The sequence below is a fragment of the Microbacterium sp. NPDC057741 genome (assembly GCF_042798735.1).
Taxonomy (GTDB): Bacteria; Actinomycetota; Actinomycetes; order Actinomycetales; family Microbacteriaceae; genus Microbacterium.
In genome coordinates, this window is sequence record NZ_JBHVJW010000002.1 from 67,100 (window position 1) to 85,860 (window position 18,761).

Here is an 18,761-nt window from a genome sequence, read left to right on the forward strand (position 1 = left end):
ATCCATTTGACTGGAACAGTGCCCGACGTCCGCGCACAGGGAAGAATTCGGTGAGGAGGTGGCGATGAAGATCGGATATGCCGCGATGCTGGAACAGGTGGCCCCGGCCGCCGTGATCGAGAACTGCGTCGCCGCCGAGGCCCACGGGTTCAGCGGGGTGATGGCGACCGACCATTTCCAGCCCTGGCTGCCGAGACATCGCACCGCAGCGCACGTGTGGACGATGCTCGGCGCGATCGGCGCGCACACCAGGGGGCCGCTCGGCCCCGGCGTCACGACTCCCGGTGCGCGGGCGCACCCCGCGGTGGTCGCGCAGGCGGCCGCTACCCTCGCGACGTTGTACCCGGACCGCGCCTGGCTGGGCGTGGGCTCGGGGGAGGCGCTCAACGAGCACATCACCGGGCAGTACTGGCCGGAGCCCGCCGAGCGCATCGACCGCATGTTCGAGGCCATCGACATCATCCGACGTCTGTTCGCGGCATCCATCGCGGGGCGCGACATCCGGCACCGCGGCGAGCACTTCCGGCTGGAGAGCAGCCGGCTGTGGACCATGCCGCCCACCGCTCCACAGGTCTTCGTCGCCACCGCAGGGCCGCTCACCGCGCGCCGCGCCGGTCGCAGCGCCGACGGACTGATCACGGTGGCCGCCGACGAGGAGCGCCTCGTCCCGCTGTTGCGCCGGTTCGCCGAGGGCGCGCGGGAGGGAGGGCGCGACCCGGAGCAGATGCCGCGGGTGCTGCAGGTGCCGCTGTCGTGGGCGCCGACCGAGGAGGAGGCGCTGCGCAACGCCCTGGACGGCTGGCCGATCGCCGGAGTGCGGATGCGTCGTGGCGATGTGCGCTCTCCCTACGACTTCGAGCAGCTCGTGCGCGGGGTCACCGAGGACGACATCCGCGCGGGCATGCTGATCTCCGCCGACCCCGATGTGCACCGCGCCGCGCTGCAGCGCTACGCCGATCTCGGCTTCACCCACATCTACCTGCACAACGTCGGCCCGAACCAGGCCGAGTGGCTCGAGGTCTTCGGCCGCGACGTGCTCCCGAAGGTGCGCGCATGAACGGGCTGAGTGTCTTCGCCCTGTCCGGCATCGGCGAGGTGCGCCCGGGCGATGACCTCGCCGAGCTGATCCTCGGCACCGGTGTCGAGCTGGAGGACGGCGACATCCTCGTCGTGACCTCGAAGATCGTCTCGAAGGCCGAGAACCGATACGTACAGGCTGCCGACCGGGAGGACGCGATCACCGCCGAGACGGTGCGCGTCGTGGCATCCCGCACCCGCGACGGGCACACCATGCGGATCGTGCAGAACCGGCTCGGCATGGTGTCGGCCGCCGCGGGCGTCGACGCCAGCAACACGCCGGACGGCTGGATCCTGCTGCTGCCCGTCGATCCGGATGCCTCGTGCCGTGCTCTCGCAGCGCGGCTGCGCGAGGCCACAGGACGCCGGGTCGGGGTGCTGCTCAGCGACACCCTGGGCCGCCCCTGGCGGGTCGGGCAGACCGACGTCGCGATCGGCGCCGGGGGAGTGCACGTGATCGCCGATCTGCGCGGCACCGTCGACAACGCAGGCAAGGCGCTCAGCGTCACCATGCCGTGCGTCGCCGACGAGCTCGCCGCCGCGGCCGACCTGGTCAAGGGCAAGGCGAGCGGGATGCCGGTCGCAGTCGTCCGCGGCCGCGGCGACCTGGTGGGCGATCTCGATCTGCCCGGCGCGGCCTCGATCGTGCGCATCGGCCCGGACGACATGTTCCGGCTCGGCACCGATGAGGCACTGGCCGAGGGGCGCCGAGCCGGTATGACGCAGGGACGCCGCGAGGGATATCGAGAGGGCTTCGCCGCGGGTGCGGCGCAACGACCGGATGCCGGCGCCGCCGGCGTCCGATGATCCGAAGGAGAACCATGGCACTGAAACTGGGTTACAAGGCGAGCGCCGAGCAGTTCGACCCGCGCGAACTCGTCGAGCTGTCGGTCGAGGCCGAGCGGCACGGCATGGAGTCCGTGTTCGTCAGCGACCACTTCCAGCCGTGGCGGCACACCGGCGGGCACGCGCCGTTCTCGCTCGCCTGGATGGCGGCGGTGGGCGAGCGCACGTCGTCGATCCGGATCGGCACCTCGGTGCTGACGCCCACGTTCCGGTACAACCCGGCCGTGCTGGCGCAGGCCTTCGCCAGCCTCGGATGCCTGTATCCCGAGCGCATCATCCTCGGAGTGGGCACCGGCGAGGCGCTGAACGAGATCGCCACCGGCTTCCGCGGCGCCGGAGAGCAGGACTGGCCGGAGTTCCGCGAGCGCTATGCGCGGCTGCGCGAGTCGATCCGCCTCATGCGTGCGCTGTGGTCGGGCGACCGGGTCAACTTCGACGGCGAGTACTACTCCACGCACGACGCGTCGATCTACGACCGCCCCGACGGCGGCATCCCGATCTATATCGCCGCAGGCGGTCCCCAGATGGCGAAGTACGCCGGCCGTGCCGGTGACGGGTTCATCTGCACCTCGGGCAAGGGCGCCGAGCTCTACGTCGACCAGCTCATCCCCGCCGTCAAGGAGGGCGTCGAGCTGTCGGGGCGCGCCTACGACGGATACGACCGCATGATCGAGATCAAGCTCTCCTACGAGGAGACGACCGAGCAGGCGTTGGAGAACACCCGCTTCTGGTCGCCGCTGTCGCTCTCCAAGGAGCAGAAGCACGACATCACCGACCCCGTCGAGATGGAGCAGGCGGCCGACGCACTGCCACTGGAGACCATCGCGAAGCGCTGGATCGTGGGCAGCGACCCCGACGAGGTGGTCGCGCAGATCAACCAGTACGTGGACTGGGGCTTCAACCACCTCGTGTTCCACGCGCCGGGCGGTGACCAGCGCCGCTTCCTCGACCTGTTCGAGCGCGACCTCGCGCCGCGCCTGCGCGCCTGACCTCTTCCGGCCGTCGAACGAGCGGAGCGAGTCGAAGTGACGAAACGTCTCACCCGAACACTGCCCTCCGAGGATGTCGTCGCCTCGCCGAGGCGGGTCTGGACAGTCGTGATCCCGGTCAAGCCGGCCGCGATCGGCAAGTCGCGGCTGCAGCTGCCCGGTGTGCGGCGTGAGGAGATGGCGCGGGCGATCGCGCTGGACACGATCGAGGCAGTGAGCGGTTGCGACCGGGTCGCGCAGGTGATCGTCGTCATCCGCGACGACGAGACGGAGCGGATGCTGCGCGGCTTCGACCGCGTCCGCGTCGTGCATGACGACGGCGCCGGACTGGGCGCGGCGATCGCGGTCGGTCTCGCGAGTGCGCGCGGCGATCGCGCGGTACTGCTCGGCGACCTGCCGGCGCTGCACCTGCATCAGCTTTCATACGCGCTGGATGCCGCCGGGGCGTTCGCGCGCGGTTTCGTGCCCGATGCCGACGAGGTGGGAACCTGCCTCGCGACGGCCCGCGCCGGCGCGGCGTTCGAACCGGCCTTCGGTCCGGACTCGGCGGCGCTGCACCGGGCGCGTGGTTTCGTCGAGTTGCGGCTGCCGGTGTCGTGGGGCCTGCGGCGGGATGTCGACACGGCCGAGCACGTCGCCGTCGCCCGACGGTGGGGCCTGGGCCCGCGGACTGCGGCGCTCGTCGGGGCGGCGCTGGTCGGGAGTGCGGCATGAAGCGGTCGTCGGGAACAGGAGCGTTACCGAGAACAGGACGGATGCCCGACATGGGTCCTGTTCTGGCGGGTTCTCCTGTTCTGGCGCGTGGTCCTGCTTGGCGTGCGCGTGTCGCAGGGGTCGGTGGCGTGGGGGGCTGGTCTGGTCTCCTGTGGAAGCCCGTTTCGAGGGCAGGAGCGTTGCCGAGAACAGGACGGATGCCCGGCATAGCTCCTGTTCTGGCGGGTTCTCCTGTTCTGGGTGAGCGTGTGGCCGGGCGGGAACTTACTGCCCGGCGGCCCGGCATCCGGCGGCGGGTTCCTAGGACAGGACCGTTGCCGAGGACAGGACGGATCCCTGGCGTGGGTCCTGTTCTGGCGTGTTCTCCTGCATCCGATGACGGAGCAGACCGATGACGATCGCGCCGCGCGTGGTCGTACTGGCCGGTGGTGTCGGTGGATCGAAGTTCACCGTCGGCGTGCGCGAGGCGCTGCGGCGCCGGTGGCCCGACGGACAGGGCGGCAGCGCCGCCGAGCTCACCGTGATCGTGAACACCGGCGACGACATCTGGATGAGCGGCCTGCGGCTGCAGCCCGACGTGGACTCGCAGATCTACGCCCTCGCCGGCGTCAACGACACCGAGCGCGGCTGGGGCCGCGCGGGCGAGACCGAGCGGGTCTCCGCCGAGATGAAGGCACTGGGTGCCGGGTGGCCGTGGTTCACGCTCGGCGACCTCGACCTGGGGGCGCACATCGCCCGCACCGGCTGGTTGCGTGACCGTGTACCGCTCTCGGAGGTCGTCGCCCGGCTCGCCGCACGCTGGCAGCTGGGTGTGCGACTGCTGCCGATGACCGAGGCCGAGGTCGACACTCAGGTGCTCACCGCCGACGGGAGCATGCACTTCCAGGAGTGGTGGACGCTGCACCGCGCGAGCATCCCCGCGCGAGGGTTCGTCTCACCCGGCATCGAGGATGCTGTGCCGGCACCCGGCGTGCTCGAGGCGCTCGCTGCAGCCGATGCGATCCTGCTCGCCCCCTCGAATCCGGTGGTGTCGATCGGCCCGATCCTCGCTGTGCCCGGCATCGCCGATGCGGTGCGCGCGGCCACGGGCGGCGTCGCCGGCGTCTCGCCGATCATCGCCGGTTCGCCGGTGCGCGGCATGGCAGACGCCTGCCTCGATGCGGTCGGCATCGACACCGCCGCCGACGCCGTCGGCCGGCACTACGGCGCACGGCGAGACGGCGAGCTGCTGGATGCCTGGCTGATCGCCGAAGAGGATGCCGCGCTCGCGCCGGGTCTGGTGGCGAGCGGGGTGCCCGCGTCGGTGCATCCGCTCTGGATGCGCGACCTCGACACCGGTGCCGCGCTGGCGTCCGCCGCGCTGGACGCGGCGCTGGCGGTGGACGGACGTTAGGCGAGGCGCCTCGACGGACCGGCCAGAGGGCTGTCGGGATGTGAAGATGTACGGTGGCGCGACACGACGGAGGATCCGGACGGCCCGACCACGCCGTCAGCGTGCGGGCACGAATCGCGTTTACCAGCCCTGACGACGAGCCGAGCTTCATCCCGCGGCCAGGGCCTCGCGGGAGGCCCCGCCGGGTCAGATCGCCGCGGGCAGGTCCACCGGCTCGCCGAAGACGATCAGCGGATGACCGTCGTGCTCGACGACATCGGCGGAGACCCGCCACACTGCCTGCACGCACTCCGGCGTGAGCACCTCCGCCGGTGAGCCGGCGACGCGGACGACGCCGTCGGCGATCACCACGACGTGGTCCGCGAATCGCGCCGCGTGATTCAGGTCGTGCAGGGCCGCGATCACCGTCATCCCGTCGTCGGCGAGCTCGCGCAGCAACCGGAGCGACGACAGCTGGGCGTGCACGTCGAGATGGTTGGTCGGCTCGTCGCAGAGCAGCAGCCGCGGCTGCTGCGCCAGGGCCCGCGCCAGATTCGCGCGCTGGCGCTCTCCGCCGGAGAGGGATGCCGCGTCCCGATCCGCGAACTCGGTCGCACCTGCTCGACGAAGGCTCTCCTCGACGATCTCCTCGTCGGCTGTGCTCGCTGCGGCGAACCAGCCCTGGTGCGGCGTGCGGCCGAGTTCGACGATCTCGCGCACGGTCAGCCCGTCGGCCTCGGCCCACTCCTGCTCGACCAGAGCGATCCGCTGCGCCCGCTCGCGGCGCCCGAGCCGAAGCAGATCGTCGCCGTCATGCGCGATCGTGCCCTCATCCGCGGCGAGCACCCCGGCGATCAGGCGCAGCAGCGTGCTCTTCCCAGCGCCGTTCGGCCCCAGCACCGCGGTCACCGCGCCCGAGGGCGCCGTGATGTCCACACCGTCGGCGATCAGTCGCCCCGCCCGACTGAACCGCAGCCGCTCCGTGCGCACCCCGCTCATCGCCCGCATCTCCCACTCAAGTCCACCGGGAACAGGAGATCGCGCGGGGACAGGATGTTTTCCTGGCAAGCGTCCTGTTCTCGCTGTCCATCCTGTTCTCGGCGCGTGGTCCGCGCCGTCGCCCATCGCTCACCAGCGGCGTCCCGCTTCACTGAGAACAGGAGATTCTGCGGGGACAGGATGCTTTCTCGGCATCCGTCCTGTCCTCGCCGGAGCTCCTGTTCTGAAGCAGGCCGCCGGGCCGTGCGCCCCGGCATGAACGCGGAGCGAGGTCGGCGACTCGGCATCCGCTGATCCGGAACAGGAGGTCCCGCGAGAACAGGAGGCATCCGCAGGATCCGTCCTGTTCTGGGCGAATGTCCTGTTCTCAGCGACGCCCGAACCGCGCACCGCGCCACGCCCACGCCCCCGCTCATTTCCGCACCCCGCCTCGCCTGGCCCGGCCCATCCGCACCAGCAGCAGCACGAACACCGGGCCGCCGATCAGCGCGGTGACGATGCCGACCGGCAGCTCCCGAGGGTCGAAGGCCGTGCGCGCGATCGTGTCGGCCCAGAGCAGGAACAGCCCGCCGACCAGGAACGACGCCGGCAGCAGCATCCGATGCCGTACGCCGACGACCGCGCGGGTCGCGTGCGGCAGGATCAGCCCGACGAACCCGATCGACCCGCTCACCGCGACCAGAGCGCCGGTGAGCAGCGCGCAGAAACCGAACAGCACGAACCGGATCCGGTCGACAGGGACGCCCAGCGCGGCGGCGGCGGAGTCGCCGAGGGCGAGACCGTCGAGAAGACGAGCCGAGCCGAGCAACGGCACGGCACACACCGCCGCGACGACTCCGGCCAGAGCGACATCGCCCCAGTCCGCCCCGGACAGCGACCCCAGCAGCCAGCTGAGGATCTCGCGGTAGCTGTCGTTGGTCGAGCTCCAGAAGATCACCATGCTGGTCAGTGCCGACAGCACCGCCGACACCGCCAGCCCGGCGAGGATCGTCGAGGTCGCCGATCTGCCGCCGGCGGCCCGAGAGATCAGCAGGGTCAGCACCAGCGCCAGCATCGCCCCGGCGAACGCCGCCGCCGGCAGCGCGATCGCGGCGCCCAGCACCAGCACCAGCACGGCTCCCATGGATGCTCCGGACGACAGCCCGAGCAGGTACGGGTCGGCGAGCGGGTTCCGCGTCAGCGCCTGCATCACCGCGCCGCACAGCGCGAGCCCGCCGCCGACCACCACTGCGGTGAGCACGCGCGGCGCGCGCAGTCGCCAGACGATGGCGTCCTGCGCTGGCGGCAGCACGGCGGGATGCCCGGTCAGGTGCGCCCAGAGCGTGGCCGCGACGTCACCGGGCGCGATCCGCGCCGGGCCGATGCCGATCGCGATGACGATCGACACGACGAGCGCGGCCGTGAGCAGCAGCAGGATGCCCGCCACCCGCACCCCCGGCATCCGCCGCGAGGTGCGGGTGACGGGGGAAGCGACCCGTTCCGCGGTGGAGGTCACAGCTGCCCCAGTTGGTCGATCAGCGAGGCGACGGCGTCGACGTTGCGCACACCCGACTCGGTGGCGGGGAAGTCGACGGTGAGGAACCTGTCGTTCTTCACGGCATCCATCACCGCGGTCGCGGGATTCGCCTTCAACTCGTCGATCTTGTGCTGAGCGGTGTTCCAGGTCGAGTCGACCAGCACGATGACATCCGGGTTCAGGTCGGCGACCTTCTCCCACGAGGTGGAGAACCAGCTCTCCTTCACATCGGAGAACGCGTTGCTGAGCCCGGCCGTGTCCATGATCAGCTGAGGGGCGCCGATCCCTGCGCCGACGAACGGCTGCTTGGTGCCGGACGAGTACCAGACCGCGGTCAGGCCGCGGTCGTCCGGCTTCAGCTCGGCGAGCTGCGCCTTCTGCTCCGCGACGAGCTTCTTCGCGGCCGCCTTCTCGCCCAGCAGGTCTCCGGCCTGCAGGAAAGTGTCGAACACCGCGTCGAAGGTGAGCGGGTCGGGCTGGTACTTCTTCTCCTGGCAGGCCGCCGGCGCGACGTAGGTGGTGATGCCGAGATCGGCCAGGGATGACCGCTCGCCGGCGCCGTCCGCGGAGAAGTTCGATTCCCAGCCGGCGAACACGAAGTCGGGGTTCAGTGCCAGCACCGCCTCCTGCGAGGGCACCTTGTCGGAGATCACCGGGATGCCCTTGCCCGCCGATGCGAGGTCGGACGGCAACGGCCCGTCCGAGTAGGCGCTTCCGACGATCCGGTCGCCGGCGCCGAGCGCCAGGGCGAGCTCGAGGGTGGACGACTTCACGGTGACGATGCGCTGCGGAGGGCTGTCGACGGTGATCTCAGTGCCGCAGTTGTCCACGGTCACGGCGGCGGACGCCTTCTTCGTCGGCGCCGGCTCCGCGGATGCTCCGGACGTGCAGGACGCCAGGGCCGGGACGGCCAGTGCGGCGAGGGACAGGGCGGCGAGGGTGCGCAGGATGCGGGACATGGTTCCTCCGAGGGGTCGACGAAAGCTGTGACGCAGTCCAGTTCGGACCACCGGAAGGCCGGCCAATCGGGTCGGCGGAACCATCATCCCACCCGGATGATGTCCTTGAACAGTAACACTGGATTTTGGATCCAGGATACGACATGATGATCCCATGCAGACCACACCCGTCGAGTTCTTCAGCGAAGGACACCGCATCTCCGCACTCTGGCGCACTCCCGAAGCACCCGGTCCGTATCGCGCGATCGTGCAGGGCCCGGGCTGGCTCGGCCTCAAGGACGCCAAGCTCTACGTGCGTTACCACGAGGCCCTCGTCGCCGCTGGGTTCGCCGTGCTGGTGATCGACTACCGCGGGTTCGGCGACTCCGAGGGCGACCGCGGCTACCTCTCGCCCGCCTGGCAGCTGCAGGACCTCATCAACGCGGTCAGCTACCTGACCACCCGCGAGGACGTGATCGCCGACGCGATCGGCGTCTTCGGCACCGGCGGGACCGGCGGCGGCAATGCCGTGCTGCTCGCCGACGCCGACCCGCGCATCAAGGCCGCCGTCAGCCAGGTGCCCGTCGCCGACGGCGAGGACTGGCTGCACCGGATGCGCTCCGAGTACGAGTGGCTCGACTACCTGAAGGCGCTCGACGAGGACCGCCGGCAGCGCGTCGTCACCGGCAGGGGACGCATCGTGCATCCGCGCGAGGAGATCATGATCCCCACCGCGGAGCGGCGCGCGACGAAGGTCAAGGCCGACGTCGACGACCGCATCCCCACCGCCGTGCCGCTCGCCTGCGCCGAAGGCATCATCGCCTACCGGCCGATCGACGCGGCAGCGCGCCTGGAGACCCCGCTGCTGGTGATCGGCGTCGACGGCGACGCGACCACGCCCACCGATCACGCCGAGGCGCTCTACGAGGCCGCGCGCGGTCCCAAGCAGCTGATCATGCAGCGGCACACCACGCATTACGCCGCCTACGACACGTACTGGGAGCAGACCACGCCGGTCATCGTCGACTGGTTCGACCGTCATGTCCGCCCGGCGCACATCATCACCCGTTCCGTCTCGTCCCCGGCATCCGGGGACTCCATCACCCCTCAGGAGGTACAGCGATGACCGTCGCACTCAGGATCACCGGTGGCACCGTCGTCACCCCGGCCGGGCCCGTCCGCGCCGACCTGCTCGTCACCGACGGCAAGGTCTCGGGGCTCGTCGCTGCGGACACCGCGGTGGCCGCAGACCGCGTGATCGACGCGAGCGGAAAGCTCGTGCTGCCCGGCATGGTCGACGTGCACGTGCACACCCGGGAACCCGGCTATGAGCACAAGGACGACATCTACACCACCAGCCTGCAGGCCGCGGCCGGCGGCGTCACGACGATGTTCGGGATGCCGAACCTCAAGCCCCCGACGACGGATGTCGCGACGCTGACCGACGTGTTCGAGCGCTACCGCGACTCCTCGATCGTGGACTGGAACCACAACCCCGCGCCGACGAAGTTCGACGAGATCGCCGGGATGAGCGAGATGGGCATCCGCGCCTACAAGATCTACATGGTGGTCGACACCGGGCGCGACTACCCGCACCCCTCCGGCACCGGCATCCACGACCACGGGCACCTGCTCGAGATCATGGATCACATCGTCAAGACCGGCAAGCGCTTCATCGTGCATCCGCACGACCAGGCGCTGATGGACTACATCGAGGGCGCCTACCTCGCCCGCGGCGAGAACACCCCGCAGGGCTACGCCTCCGCGTACGCCGCCCGTGAGGGCGTCATCTGGGACACCGCGATCGACGTCGTGCTGCGCCTCGCCGAGGCATCCGGATGCCCGGTGCACATCGCGCACATCCAGACCCGCCGCTCGATCGAGGCCGTGCGCCGCGCCAAGGAGCGCGGCATCGACGTGACCTGTGAGGTCAACCACTGGGCGCCGTTCCTCTCGACCTGGAACGACGTCGAGACCCTCGGCCCGTACGCGCTGAGCTACTGGGTGCCCGACGACAACCGCGCCGCGGTGTGGGAGGGCATGCGCGACGGCACCATCGACATCGCCGCCAGCGACCACGCCCCGCACACCCGCGAGGAGAAGGAGGTCGGCTGGACACAGATGTGGAGCTCGCACACCGGCACCCCCGGCATCCAGTACTACTACGAGCTCATGCTCGACGCCGTCAACAGGGGTGAGCTGGAGCTGCAGCGCGTGGTCGACATGGTCGCGCACATCCCGGCCGCGAAGTTCGGCCTCGAGGGCGTCAAGGGCGCGCTGACGATCGGCGCCGATGCCGACATCGTCATCGCCGACATGAACGAGGAGTGGACCATCACCAACGACGACGTGCTCTCGAAGATCGGGTGGACGCCGTACGACGGACGCACGATCAGCGCCCGCATCGAGCGCACGCTCGTGCGCGGCGTCGACGTGTACGTGGGGCGCGAGGTCACAGGCGACCGCGCGTTCGGACAGCTCGCCGCATCGGCGGAGGACAGGGCGGCATCACTCGTCGCCGCAGAAGGGAACTGACATGAAATTCGGACTGCTGCTGCCGCACTTCGGCGAAGAGGCCAGCAAGGAGAAGCTGCTCGAGGGCTCGAAGCTCGCCGAGAGCTACGGCTTCGACTCGGTGTGGGTGCGCGACCACCTGGTGTTCGAGCCGCACGGCGAGATGGAGAAGCCGAATCGCACCTTCTACGACGCGCTCACCACGCTGACCGCGATCGGCGCCGTCACCGACAAGCTCGAGCTCGGCACCGGATCGCTGATCCCGTTCCGGCATCCGCTGGTCACCGCCCTGATGGCGGGCACGATGACCCAGCTGCTCGGCCCCCGTCTGATCCTGGGCTTCGGCGCCGGCACGTTCGACCACGAGTTCGAGGCGATCGGCTGGGGCGACCTGGACCGCGTCGAGCTGGTGCGCTCGAACGCCGAGATCCTGAAGCGCGTGTTCACCGAGAACGACGTGAGCTACGACGACGGCGTCTTCAAGTTCGACAACGTCACGATCGAGCCGAAGCCGGTCGGCGGCCGGGTGCCGTTCTGGTACTGCGGCGCGACTCCGCGCTCCGCCCGCCTCGCGGCCGAGTTCGCCGACGGATGGATGCCGGGACGCACCGGCCTGCTCACGATGGAGAAGCGAATCCAGACCATGCGTGACATGACGGCCGAGAACGGTCGACCGATGCCGACTGTGGCCGTCATCCCGCCGACCTCGATCGAGGACACCCGCGAGGAGGCGCTCAAGCACGTGAACATCCCCGGTCTGCTGGCCTGGGCGAACAAGGCGAAGTTCGCGGTGAAGCCGCCGTCCGGTTCGTTCGAGACCGTCGAGGACCTCGAGGGCCAGCTGATCGTCGGCAGTCCCGACGAGGCGGTGGAGCAGATCAAGCGGTTCGAGGAGGTCGGCACCGAGCATCTGGTGTTCGACTTCCGGTTCAAGTTCGATCGCTTCTTCGAGCAGATCGAGCTGCTCGGCACCGAGGTGCTGCCCAAGCTGCGTGATCAGCAGAAGGCCGCGTAGCCGGCATCCCCCGGTCGTCGTCCGTGTCTCCGCAACGGGCGCGGACGACGGCCGGAATCCCCGCGTTTCATCCTCACTGGACTCTGGATCCAGAATCCAAAGACTGCTATCCTCCTGAGAACCCGATCGACGAAGACCGTGGCAAGGAAGTGCACCCCATGACCGATTCCCCTCTCACAACGACTCCTGTGCGCCCCTTGATCGAGGTGTCGCACCTGACCGTCCGCTACCAGATCGCCCGCACCGGGCAGACGCTGACCGCCGTGCAAGACGTGAACCTCACCGTGAACGCAGGGGAGTTCGTCACCGTGCTCGGCCCGAGCGGGTGCGGCAAGACCACCGTCATGAACGTCATCGCCGGCCTGGTCGACGCCACCGAGGGCACGGTGCTCGTCGATGGAAAGCCCGTCACCGGCCCCGGCCCGGACCGCGCCGTCGTGTTCCAGGACTACGCGCTGCTGCCGTGGCGCACCGTCGCCGACAACGTGCGCTTCGGCGTCGAGATGCAGCCGCGGTTTCGCGGCGTCGACACCGCCGACAAGGTGCAGGAGGCGATCGAGCTGGTCGGCCTCGGCGGGTTCGAGAAGTCCTACCCGCGGGAGCTCTCCGGCGGCATGCAGCAGCGGGTCGGCTTGGCCCGTGCTCTCGTCGCCGATCCGCAGGTGCTGCTCATGGACGAGCCGCTCGGCGCCGTCGACGCGCTCACCCGCGAGGTCATGCGCGCCGAACTCGAGAAGATCATCCAGCAGACCGGCAAGACCGTGGTGTTCATCACCCACTCCATCGAGGAGGCGATCCTGCTCGGCGACCGCGTCGTCGTCTTCAAGAGCCACCCCGGCTCGGTTCTCGAGGAGCACACGGTCGATCTGCCGCGTCCGCGTTCCGAGCGCGGCGCGCAGAACGACGCCGAGTACCTCGGGCTGCGGGATCACCTGTGGGACGCGCTCGAGCGCGAGGCCACCGACGCGGTGCGGGCATGACCAGCGCCACTCTCACGGTCGCCACGCAGCGCGCGCCGAAACCGCGGCGCCGCGTTCCCGGTTTCCTGCGGAGCAGGAGGGTGTGGTTCTCGATCATCGACTTCGTCGTCGTGATCACGGTCTGGCACCTCGCCGTCGTCACGTTCGGCGTCGTCAACAAGGTCTTCCTGCCGGCGCCGATGGACGTGCTGCTCGGCTTCGGGCAACTGGCTCAGGCGGGCCTGCTCTGGTCGAACATGGGCTTCAGCGCGGTGACCTGGCTGATCGGCTTCGTGCTCGGCGCACTCGCAGGCATCGTCACCGGCCTGGTCGTCGGCAGCACTCACGTCGCCTACAAGCTCGTGATGCCGCTGATGTGGGCGGCCTGGGCCACCCCGCTGGTCGCCATCCAGCCGATCATCGGCGTCTGGTTCGGATTCGGGATGACGCCGAACATCGTGCTCGTCTTCCTCAGCACCGCCATCCCGATCTCGCTCAACACCGTCGCCGGGGTCAGCGGGGTGAACCCGTCGCTGCTGCGAGCGGCCAGCGTCTACGGGGCGTCGGGGCTGCAGGCCTATCTGAAGGTGCGCCTGCCCTGGACCTTCCCGTACATCGTCGGCGGCATCCGGCTCGCGATCCCGACCAGCCTGATCGGTCTGCTCATCGGCGAGATGGTCTCCAGCCCGATGGGCATGGGATCGCTGATCGTCACCTCGTTGGCGCGATTCCGCACCAACCAGGCGTTCTCGGCCATTCTGTTCTTCATCGTCGTCTCCGTGGTGCTGGTGTCGATCGCCGACCTGCTGGAACGCAGGGCCGGGGCCTGGCGGGAGGTGAGTGCTCGATGACCGCTCCGGTGCTCACCGCCGCCCCGGGCGGGTTCCGGCTGCGCGCCGCGTGGGATGCCACGCGGTGGCAGCTCGCGGTGCTGGCGGAGCTCGTCGTCATCCTGCTCGTCTGGCAGTACCTGCAGGCCGTCGTCGGCTTCTGGAACCCGGTGTTCCTGCCGCCGCCCACCCAGGTGTGGGACGCGCTCGTCGGCATGTCCGAGTCGGGGGTGCTCTGGGCGAGCCTGCTGTACAGCTCCGGCAACGCCGTCGTCGGGTTCGTGATCGCCGCGGTCTTCGGCGTCTTCACCGGGCTGCTGCTCGGCTCGTCGAAGCTGTTCTACGACATCGCCGGGGGCCCGTTCTGGACGCTCTACGCCACGCCGCGCATCGCCTTCCAGCCTCTGCTGGTGCTGTGGATGGGCTTCGGCAACGGCCCCAAGATCCTGATCATCTTCCTGATGGCGTACTTCCCGATCGCGATCAGCACGATGGACGGCATCCGCGGCGTCGATCCGTCGGTGGTGAAGGCCGCCCGGGTCTACGGTGCATCCCGCGCGCAGGTGTTCTTCAAGGTGCAGCTGTGGGCTGCGCTGCCCATGATCCTGACCGGTCTGCGCATGGGCGTGGCCCGCTCGATGATCGGCATCGTCGTCGGTGAGTTCATCGGAGGCTCCGAGGGGCTCGGCTACTTGATCCGCAAGAAGGCGGGCGAGTTGCAGCTGGATGCCGCGATCGGGATCACCATCATGCTCGTGGTCATCGCCGTGATCGGCATGGCCGTGCTCAACCTCGTCAAGAAGACCGTCGCCCCCTGGTACGTCGAGGGCGTGGTCCGCAGATGAGTGTCTCGCAGCCCGCGAGACCCGACTCGAGAAGGCAGGAATCATGAGAAGGAGCATCATCGTCGCTGCTCTCGTCGGCGCGCTGGTCCTGAGCGGCTGCTCGGCATCGCCGGGCACCGGGGGAGGCGACTCCGACGTCAGCAAGGACACGCCGATCGGCGCACCCGAGAAGACGGAGCTGACCATCGCGCTCTCCGCCCCGAACCTGGACAGCCAGGCTCCGGTGTTCATCGCCATGGACAAGGGCTACTACGAGGACGAGGGACTGAAGATCAAGGTCATCGATGCGGACAACATCCGCGAGGGCCTGATCGGCGGCAGCCTCGACGTCGCCGTGGAGGATGCGATGGGCGTGGTGGACGCCGCAGCTGCAGGCACGGGGCTGAAGGTCGTGGCCGGCTATCGCGCGCGGCAGCCGTACATCATCGCCGCGAGCGACAAGATCAAGAAGCCGTCCGATCTGAAGGATCAGCAGATCATCCTGGGTGACGCCCCCGGTGTGCCGATCAACGACGTGCGGATGAACATCATGGCGGAGGAGGGCGACTTCGACATCCGCGACGTCGCCTGGAAGGACGTCTACCCGCCCGGATTCTCGAATGCCTGGGTGGAGAACTTCGTCGCTGGTCAGGTGGAGCTGACTCCGGTGTTCCCGCGGCACATCCCGATCATCGAGGAGGCCGGAGGCCACTTCATCGTGAACACGATGAAGGAATGGCCGAACGATGTGCTCACGGCATCGGAGGGCTGGATCGCGGCGAACCCGAACACGCTCGCGCGGTTCATCCGTGCCACGACGAAGGGCATGGCGCTGTACAAGGACGTCTCCCAGCAGGAGTACGTGCAGTCGATGATGGAGAAGCACGACTTCACGGTCACCGACGCCGAACGCGACCCGGAGATCTACGCCTACGGACCCGAGCTGTACAACGAGGACATGACGCTGGACAAGGACCACTTCGCCGATGCCATGAAGGCGTTCGGCATGGAGATGCCCGAGTGGGACTCGTTCGTCGACACGACGAACCTCGAACGGGCGAACGCCCAGCTGGACGACTGAACACGGTGAGGGGCGGCGAAGCTGCCGCCCCTCGCTCCGCAAGAAGACGAGAAGAGAAGGTGCACATGCGCGCAGCGGTGCTGAGCGGACACGATCTGCGGGAGCTGGTCGTGCGGGACATCCCCGACCCGCAGCCGGGTCCCGGCGAGGTGGCCGTCCGCGTCGAGACCGTCGGCGTCAACCAGCTCGACCTCAACGTGATCGCCGGGGTCGGGCCCGGCGCACGAGCCCGGCTGCCACGGGTGCTGGGCATCGACCCGGCCGGTTCGATCGTCGCCGTGGGCGCTGGAGTGGATGCCGCACGCATCGGCGAAGCAGTGGTCGTCAAGCCCAACATCCCCTGTGGAACCTGTCCCGCCTGCACTGCAGATCATGAAGAGGACTGTCCGAAGCAGACCGTCGTCGGCGTGCACCGCGACGGCGGCGCCGCCGAGGTCGTCATCGTGCCCGCGCGCAGCGCCTTCGACAGACGCGGGCTGGATGCGGCGCAGGCGAGTGCCGTCGTGCACAGCGCCGCGATCGTGCTGAACGCCGCCGAGGCCGTCGGGCTGTCGTCGTCCGACCGGGTGCTCGTGATGGGCGCCGGCGGCACGCTCGGCAGGGCTGCGACCGCGATCGCACTGCATCGCGGGGCCGAGGTGGTCGCGGCGTCCCGCCGGCCGCTTCAGCAGATCGGCGGCGAGACCACCGTGACCGCCCCCGACGCAGCCGCGCTCGAGACGGCGCTCACGCGCACAGCCGCCGGGTTCGATGTACTTCTCGACGTCACCGGGAACGCCCCCACGCTCGGCATTGGGATCGCCGCGCTCGGCTGGGGCGGCCGTGCAGTGTTCTGCTCGGCGTCGGTGAGCTCGGACCTGCGCATCGACGCCCGCGACTTCTACCTGCGGCGCAAGGTGCTCCGCGGCGCCGCCAGCGCCGGGTACCGTCATGTGGCAGAGGCTCTCGACCTCGCGGCGGCCGGCGTCGTCCCCGAGCTGGTCGGGGAGCGGCATCCGCTCTCCGAGATCGTGCACGCGTACGCGGCATTCCCCCTGAAGAAGAACGGCAAGGTGATCATCGATGTCCAGTGAGAACGGAAAGGGCTCGCTCGCGGGCGTCCTGGTGATCGAGCTGGGTCAGTACATCTCCGGACCGTATGCGGCGAAGCTGCTCGCCGACCTCGGTGCGGATGTGATCAAGATCGAGTCACCAGAGGGCGACCCGATGCGGCGCTGGGAGGGACGCGCCCGCATGAGCCCGCAGTTCGCGGCCTACAACCGTGGCAAGCGCAGCGTCGTGCTCGACCTGAAGGACCCGACTGACCTCGACCGTCTGCTGCGTCTGGTTGACGACGCCGACGTCGTGATCGACAACTTCCGCCCCGGCGTCACCGACCGGCTCGGCATCGGCGCCACGGCGCTCGCCGCACGCAACCCCCGCGTGATCACCTGCTCGATCACCGGTTTCGGGCCGGACGGCCCCTACGCGAAGCGGCCCGCCTACGACACGGTGATCTCGGCCGTCGGCGGCATGTACAGCCAGGTGGTGCCCGCCGAGACCGTGCGGCCGATGGGCCCGGCGTTCTCGGACCTGCTCTCCGGCATCCAGGCGACCCAGTCGGTGCTCGCCGCGCTGCACGCCCGCAACATGACCGGCGTCGGTGAGCACATCGAGGTGTCCATGGTGGGCGCGCTGGTCGATTTCCTCACCGAGTCAGCATCTTCCTTCCTCGAGACCGGGCAGGTCTCCGGACCGGACTCGCGCCCACGCCGCGCACAGGCCTATGCCTGCAGCGGGTCCGACGGCAGAGCGTTTGTCATCCACATGTCGGTGCCGGAGAAGTTCTGGACCGGACTGCTGGACGTGCTCGAGCGCCCCGACCTCGCCGACGACCCGCGGTTCGCGACCCGCGAGCAGCGCGTGCGCAACTATGACGAGCTCGACCAGGTGCTGAAGCAGATCGCCCTCACCAGACCGCGCTCCGAGTGGCTGGAGCGTCTCGCCGCACACGACATCCCGCACGGTCCGCTGAACACCGTCGCCGACCTGTTCGACGACCCGCAGATCCGCAGTATGGCGCTCGTCGAGCCGATCGACGGGCCTGACGGTCCGGTGAACGTGCCGACGCCGAGCACCCGGTTCCACCGCAGCGGCCGCCCCGAACTGACCTACGCCCCCGATCTGGGCGAGCACACGGCATCCGTCACGCAGAAGGACGCCGAGAAGGAAGGAATCAAGGCATGACCGCGCTCGACGACCTCGTCGCCATCGACGTGCACACCCACCCCCAGACCGAGGAATTCATAGCGGCGATGGGCAACCGGCACACGCAGATGGCCAAGCACTTCGGCCGCGAGCGGCCCATCGTCTCCTTCGCCGAGCAGGCCGATCAGTACCGCGACCGGAAGATGATGGCGGTGATCGTGAACTCCGACTCGGAGACCACCTCCGGCATCAAGGGCGCCCCGAACGACCTGCTCGGCAGGGCGCAGCAGGACCACCCCGACGTGTTCCTCGCCTTCGCCGGCATCGACCCGTGGAAGGGGCAGGCGGCGGTCGCGGAGATCCGTCGGATGCACGACGAGTACGGCATCAAGGGCGTCGGCGAGCTCAACCCGGCACGGCAAAAGTTCCTGCCCAACGACCGCCGGTTCTACCCGATCTGGGAGACCTGCGCCGAGCTGGGCCTGGTGGTGATGTTCCACTCCGGGTTTCCCGGTGCCGGCGCCGGCACCCCCGGCGGCGGTGGATACAAGCTGGAGAATGCCAAGCCCATCCCGTACATCGACGACATGGCCGCCGACTTCCCCGAACTGAACATCATCAGCGCTCACCCCGCCTGGCCCTGGCACCTCGACAACCTCGCCATGGTCTGGCACAAGTCGAACGTCTACCTCGACCTGTCCGGCTGGGCGCCCAAACACCTCCCCGCCGACGTGCGGCAGTACGCCAATTCGGTGATCACCGACCGCGTGCTGTTCGGCTCGGACTGGCCGGTGATGACGGTGGAGCGCTGGATGAGCGAGTTCGACGAGCTCGGCTTCAAGCCGGAGTCCCGGCAGAAGATCCTGCTCGACAACGCCCGCAAGCTGTTCAAGCTGTGAG

Annotated in this window: 18 protein-coding genes; 15 read left to right on the forward strand and 3 right to left on the reverse strand. The window is 69.3% G+C overall.

What is annotated here, in order from left to right; genetic code table 11:
* Positions 1 to 64 precede the first annotated feature (64 nt).
* The 5 genes from ACFVDO_RS07320 to cofD all read left to right on the forward strand — a co-directional run bounded on the left by ACFVDO_RS07320 (position 65) and on the right by cofD (position 5,019).
* On the forward strand, positions 65 to 1,057 hold the full coding sequence (locus ACFVDO_RS07320; protein ID WP_378855346.1) for a TIGR03557 family F420-dependent LLM class oxidoreductase: 993 nt from the start codon (positions 65 to 67) through the stop codon (positions 1,055 to 1,057).
* A complete protein-coding gene (gene cofE / locus ACFVDO_RS07325; protein ID WP_378855344.1) occupies positions 1,054 to 1,884 on the forward strand; it encodes a coenzyme F420-0:L-glutamate ligase in 831 nt (276 codons plus the stop codon). Before ACFVDO_RS07320 ends, cofE begins: the two co-directional genes overlap by 4 nt.
* Before the next feature lie 14 nt (positions 1,885 to 1,898).
* Complete coding sequence (gene fgd, locus ACFVDO_RS07330) at positions 1,899 to 2,912, forward strand: glucose-6-phosphate dehydrogenase (coenzyme-F420) (RefSeq protein WP_378855341.1); 1,014 nt, start codon at positions 1,899 to 1,901, stop codon at positions 2,910 to 2,912.
* A gap of 36 nt (positions 2,913 to 2,948) precedes the next feature.
* Positions 2,949 to 3,626, forward strand: coding sequence for a 2-phospho-L-lactate guanylyltransferase (cofC, locus tag ACFVDO_RS07335; RefSeq protein WP_378855339.1), 678 nt, complete (start codon positions 2,949 to 2,951; stop codon positions 3,624 to 3,626).
* A gap of 391 nt (positions 3,627 to 4,017) precedes the next feature.
* On the forward strand, positions 4,018 to 5,019 hold the full coding sequence (gene cofD / locus ACFVDO_RS07340) for a 2-phospho-L-lactate transferase (protein ID WP_378855337.1): 1,002 nt from the start codon (positions 4,018 to 4,020) through the stop codon (positions 5,017 to 5,019).
* A gap of 186 nt (positions 5,020 to 5,205) precedes the next feature.
* Here cofD and ACFVDO_RS07345 read toward each other — a convergent pair whose 3' ends face one another.
* The 3 genes from ACFVDO_RS07345 to ACFVDO_RS07355 form a co-directional block, all read right to left on the reverse strand.
* Positions 5,206 to 5,997: an ABC transporter ATP-binding protein gene (locus ACFVDO_RS07345; RefSeq protein WP_378855335.1), complete on the reverse strand. Its 792-nt coding sequence runs from the start codon at positions 5,995 to 5,997 to the stop codon at positions 5,206 to 5,208.
* Between the two features lie 412 nt (positions 5,998 to 6,409).
* A complete protein-coding gene (locus ACFVDO_RS07350) occupies positions 6,410 to 7,492 on the reverse strand; it encodes an iron chelate uptake ABC transporter family permease subunit (protein WP_378855333.1) in 1,083 nt (360 codons plus the stop codon).
* Positions 7,489 to 8,472, reverse strand: a complete 984-nt coding sequence (locus tag ACFVDO_RS07355) for a putative F420-0 ABC transporter substrate-binding protein (RefSeq protein WP_378855331.1) — start codon at positions 8,470 to 8,472, stop codon at positions 7,489 to 7,491. Before ACFVDO_RS07355 ends, ACFVDO_RS07350 begins: the two co-directional genes overlap by 4 nt.
* Before the next feature lie 154 nt (positions 8,473 to 8,626).
* On the opposite strand from ACFVDO_RS07355, the gene ACFVDO_RS07360 reads away from it, so the two are divergent.
* The 10 genes from ACFVDO_RS07360 to ACFVDO_RS07405 all read left to right on the forward strand — a co-directional run bounded on the left by ACFVDO_RS07360 (position 8,627) and on the right by ACFVDO_RS07405 (position 18,760).
* On the forward strand, positions 8,627 to 9,577 hold the full coding sequence (locus tag ACFVDO_RS07360; protein WP_378855329.1) for an alpha/beta hydrolase: 951 nt from the start codon (positions 8,627 to 8,629) through the stop codon (positions 9,575 to 9,577).
* On the forward strand, positions 9,574 to 10,986 hold the full coding sequence (locus ACFVDO_RS07365) for a dihydroorotase family protein (protein ID WP_378855327.1): 1,413 nt from the start codon (positions 9,574 to 9,576) through the stop codon (positions 10,984 to 10,986). Before ACFVDO_RS07360 ends, ACFVDO_RS07365 begins: the two co-directional genes overlap by 4 nt.
* Before the next feature lies 1 nt (position 10,987).
* Entirely contained in the window at positions 10,988 to 11,980 is a 993-nt protein-coding gene (locus tag ACFVDO_RS07370) for an LLM class flavin-dependent oxidoreductase (RefSeq protein ID WP_378855325.1), read from the forward strand.
* Positions 11,981 to 12,138: 158 nt separating this feature from the next.
* On the forward strand, positions 12,139 to 12,960 hold the full coding sequence (locus tag ACFVDO_RS07375; protein ID WP_378855323.1) for an ABC transporter ATP-binding protein: 822 nt from the start codon (positions 12,139 to 12,141) through the stop codon (positions 12,958 to 12,960).
* Positions 12,957 to 13,790, forward strand: coding sequence for an ABC transporter permease (locus ACFVDO_RS07380; RefSeq protein ID WP_378855321.1), 834 nt, complete (start codon positions 12,957 to 12,959; stop codon positions 13,788 to 13,790). Before ACFVDO_RS07375 ends, ACFVDO_RS07380 begins: the two co-directional genes overlap by 4 nt.
* Positions 13,787 to 14,614, forward strand: coding sequence for an ABC transporter permease (locus tag ACFVDO_RS07385; RefSeq protein ID WP_378855319.1), 828 nt, complete (start codon positions 13,787 to 13,789; stop codon positions 14,612 to 14,614). The genes ACFVDO_RS07380 and ACFVDO_RS07385 overlap by 4 nt, the downstream gene beginning before the upstream one ends.
* Before the next feature lie 43 nt (positions 14,615 to 14,657).
* On the forward strand, positions 14,658 to 15,674 hold the full coding sequence (locus tag ACFVDO_RS07390; protein ID WP_378855317.1) for an ABC transporter substrate-binding protein: 1,017 nt from the start codon (positions 14,658 to 14,660) through the stop codon (positions 15,672 to 15,674).
* Positions 15,675 to 15,739: 65 nt separating this feature from the next.
* Entirely contained in the window at positions 15,740 to 16,747 is a 1,008-nt protein-coding gene (locus ACFVDO_RS07395) for an alcohol dehydrogenase catalytic domain-containing protein (protein ID WP_378855315.1), read from the forward strand.
* Entirely contained in the window at positions 16,737 to 17,900 is a 1,164-nt protein-coding gene (locus ACFVDO_RS07400) for a CaiB/BaiF CoA transferase family protein (protein WP_378855313.1), read from the forward strand. The genes ACFVDO_RS07395 and ACFVDO_RS07400 overlap by 11 nt, the downstream gene beginning before the upstream one ends.
* Positions 17,897 to 18,760, forward strand: coding sequence for an amidohydrolase family protein (locus ACFVDO_RS07405; protein ID WP_378855311.1), 864 nt, complete (start codon positions 17,897 to 17,899; stop codon positions 18,758 to 18,760). Before ACFVDO_RS07400 ends, ACFVDO_RS07405 begins: the two co-directional genes overlap by 4 nt.
* Position 18,761: the final 1 nt, after the last annotated feature.